The organism is Pedobacter sp. (genome assembly GCF_040513095.1).
Classification (GTDB): Bacteria; Bacteroidota; Bacteroidia; order Sphingobacteriales; family Sphingobacteriaceae; genus Pedobacter.
The window spans coordinates 1-8700 of sequence record NZ_JBEVDX010000160.1 but is presented as its reverse complement, the minus strand read 5'-3'; the positions used below and the strand labels follow the sequence as shown (position 1 = coordinate 8700).

Annotated in this window: 9 protein-coding genes; 4 read left to right on the top strand and 5 right to left on the bottom strand. The window is 39.3% G+C overall.

Annotated features, from left to right (window positions below; genetic code table 11):
• Window positions 1–918: 918 nt before the first annotated feature.
• The gene (locus ABWY16_RS18045) at window positions 919–1104 is read left to right on the top strand and encodes a hypothetical protein (protein WP_142529994.1); all 186 of its coding nucleotides are present in this window, start codon (window positions 919–921) and stop codon (window positions 1102–1104) included.
• A gap of 97 nt (window positions 1105–1201) precedes the next feature.
• Here the strand turns inward: ABWY16_RS18045 and ABWY16_RS18040 are convergent, their stop codons facing one another.
• On the bottom strand, window positions 1202–1672 hold the full coding sequence (locus ABWY16_RS18040; protein WP_353906058.1) for a YMGG-like glycine zipper-containing protein: 471 nt from the start codon (window positions 1670–1672) through the stop codon (window positions 1202–1204).
• A 117-nt stretch (window positions 1673–1789) separates the two neighbouring features.
• Entirely contained in the window at window positions 1790–2026 is a 237-nt protein-coding gene (locus tag ABWY16_RS18035) for a hypothetical protein (RefSeq protein WP_353906057.1), read from the bottom strand.
• A gap of 143 nt (window positions 2027–2169) precedes the next feature.
• Here ABWY16_RS18035 and ABWY16_RS18030 point away from each other — a divergent pair, with 143 nt between their 5' ends.
• The 3 genes from ABWY16_RS18030 (at window position 2170) to ABWY16_RS18020 (ending at window position 4817) form a co-directional block, all read left to right on the top strand.
• Window positions 2170–2376 (top strand): cold-shock protein, encoded by a 207-nt coding sequence (locus tag ABWY16_RS18030; RefSeq protein WP_037438206.1) that lies wholly within the window; start codon window positions 2170–2172, stop codon window positions 2374–2376.
• A 90-nt stretch (window positions 2377–2466) separates the two neighbouring features.
• Window positions 2467–3291: an SDR family oxidoreductase gene (locus ABWY16_RS18025; RefSeq protein ID WP_353906056.1), complete on the top strand. Its 825-nt coding sequence runs from the start codon at window positions 2467–2469 to the stop codon at window positions 3289–3291.
• A 140-nt stretch (window positions 3292–3431) separates the two neighbouring features.
• A complete protein-coding gene (locus ABWY16_RS18020; protein WP_353906055.1) occupies window positions 3432–4817 on the top strand; it encodes an MBL fold metallo-hydrolase in 1386 nt (461 codons plus the stop codon).
• A 10-nt stretch (window positions 4818–4827) separates the two neighbouring features.
• On the opposite strand, the gene ABWY16_RS18015 is transcribed toward ABWY16_RS18020, so the two are convergent.
• From ABWY16_RS18015 to ABWY16_RS18005, 3 genes are read right to left on the bottom strand one after another with little or no spacing between them, the layout of a single operon-like run.
• On the bottom strand, window positions 4828–5418 hold the full coding sequence (locus ABWY16_RS18015; protein ID WP_353906054.1) for a biliverdin-producing heme oxygenase: 591 nt from the start codon (window positions 5416–5418) through the stop codon (window positions 4828–4830).
• A gap of 24 nt (window positions 5419–5442) precedes the next feature.
• Window positions 5443–5859 (bottom strand): response regulator, encoded by a 417-nt coding sequence (locus ABWY16_RS18010; protein ID WP_353906053.1) that lies wholly within the window; start codon window positions 5857–5859, stop codon window positions 5443–5445.
• A 10-nt stretch (window positions 5860–5869) separates the two neighbouring features.
• Window positions 5870–8083, bottom strand: a complete 2214-nt coding sequence (locus ABWY16_RS18005; protein WP_353906052.1) for an ATP-binding protein — start codon at window positions 8081–8083, stop codon at window positions 5870–5872.
• Between the last annotated feature and the right edge of the window lie 617 nt (window positions 8084–8700).

Sequence of the window (8700 nt, the reverse complement as noted above, 5' to 3'; positions counted from 1 at the left end):
TAGTCAAAGCGTCTCGTTCATCATAAATATTTCAACTATAAAGAGGCTGCTGCTTCATCACAAAACTAAAGTCACCACACTCGTCATTATAGTTGACAAATAATAATTTCAAATAAGTTAATTAAACGTTTTATCACCACAAAATACCAACAATTATCTAATAAAACCAAATTAAATTCCCCACTTTTAAATATTTTAATAATTTTTATGCCAAAAATAGCGCCCAGGCATCTGAGAGTGATATAAGCTATTTTAAATAATCATTAAAAATGGTTCTAAAAGCAATTAGGAAGTCTTTTAGTGAATATAAGTCACCTACGTAAATTCCATATTTGCAGATTTTTTTATTCATAAACAAAATATCCTGAACAATACTTCCACAACCAATGAAGGGACCAATTACCCACTTTGAGCATTTATTTACACACCTAAGAGATGAGGTAAAAAGATGAATAAACTGGCTGAATTAAGGCTGTCTGAATAGAAAATACTCCAATAGTTAACTATTGTTAATAAATAACATAATACAAATGATATAAATTATTAATATGAATCAATAATTTCGAAGAACAGACCAATACATTATTTGAAAGTTATAATAGTAAAATAAATTTAACCAGATCAGCCATATAATTTACAAAATGATGTGCAATCACTTTGATTAAAGTAACCCCCGATACCCCATAAATGGATTATTTTTTGTATATTTGTAGAGAACGGAATACAAACACACTATTCTCTCAATACTTACTTGCTAATCAATCTATTGGTTAGATTCAATTTTTCCTGGCCCCCTACCGTTGGTGCCTCGGATTTAAGTTTTATTCAGGCTAGATGGATCCTTAAGTTGATATTTAGGATCGCCTTAACAAGTAAACATCAGAGAAGAGTTATTTTTTAACTAAACCAAGGAAATTTATGGCTAAGTCTCAGGCAACCTTCATGAAAAAGCAATTAGAAAAAAACAGGCAGAAGAAAAAAGAAGATAAGGAGCAACGTAAGCAAGATCGCCAGCAAAATTCATCAGGAGGAGACCTGGAAAGTATGATGGCATACGTCAATGAATTCGGTGAGATCGTATCAACACCTCCGGAAAAGAAATAATACAAAAAAAAGCCTGATTCAAACGAACCAGGCTTTTTTGTTTATAATGACCCCACAAAATAATTGAGAACGGCCAGTGTATTTATATAGGGAAGAACTATTGTGCTCTTCCAGTTTTCTTGTCTTGTCCTCTACCGATCAGGTAACCTGCACCAGCACCAGCTACGCCGCCGATAATAGCACCTCTACCTTTCTTTTTATCAATTAAAGCACCACCAAGTCCACCTGCACCTGCACCTATTACAGTTCCAAGCGCTGCGCTGCTCCATCCTTTTTTCTTTTTGGTAGTTGTAGTCGTAGTAGATGAAGAAGTACCTGCCATCCTGGCTGCCGGAGCATTCTCTGCTGCCCTCGCTTCAGATAACATTAAGATTCTCTTTTCTTCAGCTTCTTTCTCCTGCTGAACAGCAAGTTCTTTCTGGGCTACTTCAGCTTTTTTGAAACTATCCACTCTCATACTATCCCGGGTAGCTTTTATAGCTGCCTGTCTGATTGCTTCTTCTTTTTTAGCGTTCGAACAAGCCGACATCGCCAGAACAATTCCAAATATTGCTATTAACTTTTTCATCGTGTATCTTTTTTAGTTAGAGAATTAATAATATATCCCTATTTACTAAAATGATGCCAAGATTAATTTAAATCACTTTGGAGAATCCTTTACGTGCTAAACGTTCTTTAAACGGCCTTATTTATCCATTAATGGCGACGATCCCGGTTCCTCCAAGGTATCGTGGTCGTCATCCTCTCCATCCGGATTATGTGAAATACGGTCGTTATCATTGTTCAGGTTAACTTTATAGACAGAATCATCTGAGGAGTGATCGGCATCCAGGCCAAGATTCTGATTTTCATCCTGGTCATATAAGTCGCTTTTGCTTTTCTCAACCTGGTCAGTGACTACTTTTTGCTTCATATTTGTCATCACGCATAGTTTATATAGGAGAACAACAAAAATAAACACCGGTGGTTTGCTAAAATTCCACACTTTACGAAAGAATAAGCAATTAAGATTTTGGATATTAGTATTCAATTGATTATTTTCACAGCGAAATTTATAATAATAATATGCGTACAACAGGAAAAGTTAAATGGTTTAATTCTGCAAAAGGGTTTGGTTTTATAACTCCAGAAGATGGAGGAAAAGATATTTTCGTACATTTCTCTGCGATTGCAGGTGATTCATTCAGAGAATTGAATGAAGGTGACAATGTAGAATTTGAATTGAACGACGGTAAAAAAGGCCCTGAGGCTTCTAATGTAACTGTTCTTTAAGGATAATTCGTTAAAAAATTGAAAAAGGGGTATGCTGAGCATTACCCCTTTTTTTATGAACTTTAAATAAATCGGGTAACCCTGAATACTATGATACAGTCTTTAAATAAAGGAATCAGCATCCTTGGATGCGGATGGTATGGCTTGGCAGTCGCGGAAAAACTTGCAAAAAACGGGTACACGGTGAAAGGCTCAACAACGACAGCAGAGAAACAGCTAGTATTAAAAGAATCGTCCATCATTCCTTATATGGTCAATTTTCAGGAAACGGAAGAAGACTTTGATCCCGATTTTTTCAATAGTGAAATACTCATTATTTGTATACCTCCCAAAAGAAGTACTGCTGAACAGCACACTTTCCTGGCAAAAATTGAAAGGATCGCAAATGCGGCATCGCACAGCAGTATCCAAAATGTGATTTTCATCAGTTCCACATCTGTTTACGGAGACCTGAACGCAGAGGTCGATGAGAACTCGACGCCTGTACCTGATACTGATTCTGGAAAAGCCATATTAAAAGCAGAATCCCTTTTGAAAGAGAATACAAATTTTAAAACTACCATTATAAGGTTCGGTGGCTTGTTTGGCCCGAATAGAAACCCGGGACGGTTCTTTGCAGGAAAATCAGCTATACCCAACGGACAGGCACCTGTAAATCTGATCCACCTGTCAGACTGTATAGGCATCACCTTAAAAATTCTGGAAAAATCTGCCTTCGGTTATACCTATAATGCCTGTTCAGCAGAGCATCCAAGCCGCGCTGTTTTTTATACAAATGCAGCTATACACTCTGGTATGGATCCGCCCCAGTTCAAAGATGAACTGCTCAACTGGAAACAGGTGAACAGTATAATGCTGAATGAAAAACTAAATTACAATTTCGAGGTCAAACTGAATGCTGTTGTAAGACAATAAAATAGCGATACCGGCAAAATCAATTTTTCGGAATTGACTGTCATTACCTTTAAAAATGATATATTGCTAATCTGCCAACAGCTGTTGGCGTTAATGGGAGCAGTTTTAAAGGAGTTTTCAAAGATACATTATACAGAGAGATGAAATTAACAATATGGGGCGCGGCGAAACAGGTGACGGGAAGTATGCATTTACTTCAGTCAGAAAATTATAACATCCTGATAGATTGCGGACTGGATTATGAGAAGGATACGTATCAGGAAGAAAACCAGTATTTCCCCTTTGAACCCTCGGAGATTGATGTGGTTATCTTGACGCACGCACATATTGACCACTCCGGAAATCTGCCTACCCTTGTAAGGATGGGCTTCGCAGGACAAATCCTATGCACACCTCCTACTGCCGACCTTACTGAACTGTTGTTGCTCGACTCAGTAAACATCTTTCTAAGCAAACAGAATAAAAGATCAAAAGGAAAAAGAGCAGGATCAGGCCCTAAACCCCTCTACCTGCATAAACATGTAATGGATACGGTGGAACGCTTTGTTACCATCGCATTTGATAAGGATTTCAGTCTTAATCCCGATATTTCCCTGAGGTTTATTCCGGTTGGCCATCTTCTGGGAGCTGCAGCAGTAGTGCTTACACTTCAGGACAACGGAAAAGAAAAGAAAATCGCTTTTACAGGAGATATAGGCCGCAAAAATTATCCTGTACTTGTAGATCCGCAAACGATTCCACCTGTAGATTACCTGGTTTCTGAATCAACCTATGGTGGCAGGACACACAGCAAAGACACTACACTCGAAGAGAAACTTGTAGAAACGATCAACGAAACATGTGTTAAATTCCCGGGCAGACTGATTATTCCGGCTTTTAGTATTGGCAGGACACAGGCGCTCGTTTATTCGTTGAATAAAATCTTTAGCGAAGGACTGCTGCCCCCGGTGAAAATATTTGTAGATAGTCCGCTTGCAAGTTTCGCAACTGACGTGTACCGTAAATACCATCACTTGCTGAATGAAGAATCCCAGGACTTTTATAAACGCAAAGGTGATGAATTCGAATTTGAAGAATTATCCTATGTTCAGGACAAACGTGAAAGTATTTCGATTTCAAATTACCATGAGCCCTGTATTATTATCTCTTCAGCAGGGATGCTGGAGGGTGGCCGTATACAAGACCACTTATACTATAACATCCAGAATTATTATTGTACCATCTTATTTATTGGCTATTGTGCTAAAGGAACACTGGGCAACCGTTTACTCAGGGGTGATCCTATCGTGAGGCTAAGGCACCGCGACCTTATGGTATTTGCTACCATAAAACAAACCGATCTGCTTAGCGGACATGGTGATCATGACGACCTGTTAGGTAATGTGACACAACAAAATCCGGAAACGCTGAAGAAGGTGTTCCTTGTACACGGAGAAAGTAAAAGTCAGGAAAGCCTGGCTGCATCCATCCGTGAAGCTGGCTACGAAGTTGCTATACCGGAAAAAGGGGAAGTTTTTGAGTTATAGCCTCTCCTGATCAGGAAAAGCTACTCTTAACCGTTTTCGAAACCTCTGCAATATGCTGAAACATATCCACAGCACTATCTTCTGCCAGCTGAAAATCTGACTCCGGTACGCTGCTGTTTAAAACTTTCACAAATCCTAACCAGTTTGGCATCAGGTTTTGTGCATAAACGTTGTAATAGTTTAAGCTCAGGTTTTCAAATGCGGGATTTGCACGCAGCTTTTTCTGGATGACGCTGCCGCCGAGTGTAGCTCCTTCCAACACATACATAGCTCCCAAAGAGGATGCATTGCTGTGATCTTTAGGAAGGAAATCAAAGCTGATTGCATCGAGATCTTCCTTATGCATATCCATTTCTATAAGATCCTGCTCCAAAGCAGCAAGCTTGTCCCTGTTTTCTATATCGAGACTATCTTTTACAGCTGTATCCAGCGCATCATGAAGTTTTGATTCAATCGCGGCATGCACAATGTAATTGGTTGCCAGCAATGTTTTATATTGGTCTAACGTCAGCGTTTTATTCATGATCTCACGAACGAACATCAGATTTTCCAACTCATCGTGATGAGCACTTGTAGCCGACTTTAATTTTTCCTGAAGCATGACGCAATATAGGTATAAAGGCTGTTAATTGATACTTCTGTTCTGATTAAACCAGAATTCGTAGAGAGAACGCATACAGATAATCAGGTTATGATATCCGCTTGGTTTAGTCAGAAATGCATTGGCCCCAATCTCCAGGGATGTCCTGACATCATTCAGATCATCAGATGTAGAAAAAAGTATTACCGGTACATACTTAAAAAAAGGAATTTCTTTGATTCGTTTCAAGACATCTAATCCGGAAATTCCCGGCAGGTTTAAATCAAGCAGTATCAGTTTAGGCCTGTGTTTTTCTTCGGCGAAACGCTGCAATGTAGCTAAAGCCGAATTGCCGTCCTCTGCAATGCTCACGGTTAAATCTTCACTCACTTCCCTTACAGCATATTGCATTATAAATGCAAAATCCTGATCATCTTCAACGTAAAATATATCCGGGGACATTACCATGGTCTTAAATTTTGAATGCTACGTAAAAAATTGTGCCAACTTTCAGTTCACTTTCAAACCATATTCTTGCATTGTGCTTTTCAACAATACGTTTTACAATTGCCAGGCCTACTCCGGTGCCTTCAATATCTTTTACATTTTCCATCCTTTTGAAAAGTTCAAATACTTTTTCACGATGGGCAATATCTATTCCGATACCATTATCCTGTATTTTATAGATTACTTCATCTCCGTCTTTTAGCCCTTCTATATGTACAGCCGGATAGTCTTTAGCAAAACTATATTTTACTGCATTACCGATCAGGTTGTTAAAAACCTGACTGATCAGCACAGGAGAGCCCATTATTGAAGGAAGTTCTCCAAAAGTAACTGACACCCTGCCGGCATTGGCAGCAGAAATAACTTCGGCCGCGCTGTCTCTCACAATTCTGTCCATGTCCAAAGCAGTATATTCCACTTCTGCCCTGCCCACCCTGGCCAGCTTTAAAATCTCGTTGATCAGGAAATTCATTTTATCTGCACCGGCAACAACTCTTCTCAATAAATTTTTCCCCTGCTCATCCAATGATTTATTTGACATGATCACCAGTTCCGTGTAACTTTTAATAGAAGTGAGTGGAGTTCGGAGGTCGTGCGAGATTGTGTAGCTAAATGTGTCCAGTTCTTCATACGCCCTTTTGAGACGTTCATTCAAGATTCTGATCTCTCCAGCTTTCTTATTGATCGTAGTAATGATCTTTTCTCTCAGTTTTGCGACATTGGACACTTCGGTCTTCGTCCATTTCACTGCTGTATTTTCTACCAGTTGAGAAAAAATCTCAAATGAATTTCTTGGCGAAAGGTTCATCAGTCCGTTTTCCGAAATCACCACCGGTTTATCAGGATTGCCCGCCCAGTTAATTGCTGTAATCTGTTCCGGCCTGAACCAGACAACAATCTCGTCCATATCTTTAGAGATCATTGCCGCAATAATACCACTTCCAACTTCTTTATAAGCTTTAGCAGCTGGGAACACCTCCGGTAAACGGTGGGTAAAATATACAGCATCGTGCATGGTTGCCTTCAACCAGTCGAACAACTCCCGCAGCTGCAGATTATCTGGTGTAGCACCTATTGCCGAGATCTCATTTTCAAATAATACCGCCGCACCTGTAGCACCTGCGATATCCTTTATTGTGTATTCCTGACCGGTAAGGGCCGACACGAGGTCTTCATCCTTGGTGAGGTGAAGACTAATCAGGCTCATTGCCAGCTGATAGGTATTAGACTGCTGTTCCTGCTCTTCATCTTCTCTGTATTCCAGCGCAGATGAAACGATTTTTCCTATCAATGCAGCACCTTCCCGCGCCTTGTAATCGATAAACTTAGGACTGTAATTATGACAGGCAATCAGTCCCCATAACTCTCCATGAGCGATCAGGGAAATGCTAAAACTGGATTCTACCCCCATATTCTTCAGGTACTGAATATGTATTGGCGATACTGCCCTGAGTACTGAATGCGTCAGGTCCAGAGGTGCAGCTTCTTCAAAAGTAATAATCGGAGCACTTGTACTGTTCACATCGGCAATGATCCTGGTATAATTCAGCTTATATAGCTCCCTGGCCTGTTTTGGAATATCAGATGCCGGATAATGTAATCCATAGAAAGGTTCCAGATCTTCGCTTTTTACTTCTGCGATGACTTCTCCATGTCCGTCTTCCAGAAATTTATAAATCATTACACGGTCGTAATGGATAACATCCCTGATTGCTTTCGCTGTATTGTGTAAAAGAGACTTGAGGTTTTTGCCTGCAAGAATCTCTGAAACTGATTTGCCAATCTGGTTCTGGATATCATACTCTATTGTTGCAGGTTCAAACTCTATCAGATATGAACCTGCAGATGCAGAAATGATCATATAATAGTCCACATCATTGATTTGAACGGGATAAGGATTGACCGAAGCATAATCCTGTTTGAAGGCGCCAAGCTGGACCATCTGTAACAATTGTCCGTTTTTACCCGTTAAGCCGGCAATTACTTCAAACTGTTCAAAAGGTTTTCCTAAAAGCATTCTTGCCTCTGCAGCAATGTAGTCCTTACAATTTTCACTCGCATAAGTGATCATTAAAGATTCAGCATCTACTGCGAGCAGAAATCCATGTGATTGTACTTTTCCTGGAATATGGATGGGTTCCCTATCGCAATTGCTCAGATCGACATTGTTCAAATTCATATATATGTGTAATGCAAAATATTTGCCGTAATCAATTTTTGTATTGGCTGTACAAAATTATCAGAATTTATGAATGTGATGCGGCTTTTAAAAAATTAATACTATCAGAAAAGAAGTATTTAAGCACCATCCATCGCACTGAGCCCGGCAGTATGGTTTAACAGCTTAAATAAAACCAGCATGAAGAAATTGTTAAACTTTTGGTCTAAAACAGGCCATTTGTAGCAAATACTATACACTAAACTGAACTTTTAAACCGGAAAGTCAATTCTGTTAAAAAATTATGCGCGCATATTAAACACTTCATAATGAAGAGATTTGAGGTATATCCGGAACTAATCTGTGCTTTGGCAGGATTATTACGTATAGCAAATCATTCAGTACAAAACTGGACGTATTTAATATCTAACAATAAAATAAAATGAACTCAAAAATTACAAAATCGGCGTTGATACTATCCTTGGTAGGATTATCAACTTCTTTATTTGCTCAGGACATGAATTCTGACACAACAAAACGTTTTGACAAAAAAGACTTCCGTACCTGGTCAATCGGCCTTAACGGTGGTATGTTAACTCACTATACTCCATTCAACGGAAACAGCAATGGCGATTTCC

Coding starts and splice junctions, on each gene's coding strand:
- ABWY16_RS18040 (WP_353906058.1), bottom strand. CDS start 1,672: ATGAAAAAGTTAATAGCAATATTTGGAATTGTTCTGGCGATGTCGGCT.
- ABWY16_RS18005 (WP_353906052.1), bottom strand. CDS start 8,083: ATGAATTTGAACAATGTCGATCTGAGCAATTGCGATAGGGAACCCATC.
- ABWY16_RS18030 (WP_037438206.1), top strand. CDS start 2,170: ATGCGTACAACAGGAAAAGTTAAATGGTTTAATTCTGCAAAAGGGTTT.
- ABWY16_RS18035 (WP_353906057.1), bottom strand. CDS start 2,026: ATGACAAATATGAAGCAAAAAGTAGTCACTGACCAGGTTGAGAAAAGC.
- ABWY16_RS18010 (WP_353906053.1), bottom strand. CDS start 5,859: ATGTCCCCGGATATATTTTACGTTGAAGATGATCAGGATTTTGCATTT.
- ABWY16_RS18045 (WP_142529994.1), top strand. CDS start 919: ATGGCTAAGTCTCAGGCAACCTTCATGAAAAAGCAATTAGAAAAAAAC.
- ABWY16_RS18015 (WP_353906054.1), bottom strand. CDS start 5,418: ATGCTTCAGGAAAAATTAAAGTCGGCTACAAGTGCTCATCACGATGAG.
- ABWY16_RS18020 (WP_353906055.1), top strand. CDS start 3,432: ATGAAATTAACAATATGGGGCGCGGCGAAACAGGTGACGGGAAGTATG.
- ABWY16_RS18025 (WP_353906056.1), top strand. CDS start 2,467: ATGATACAGTCTTTAAATAAAGGAATCAGCATCCTTGGATGCGGATGG.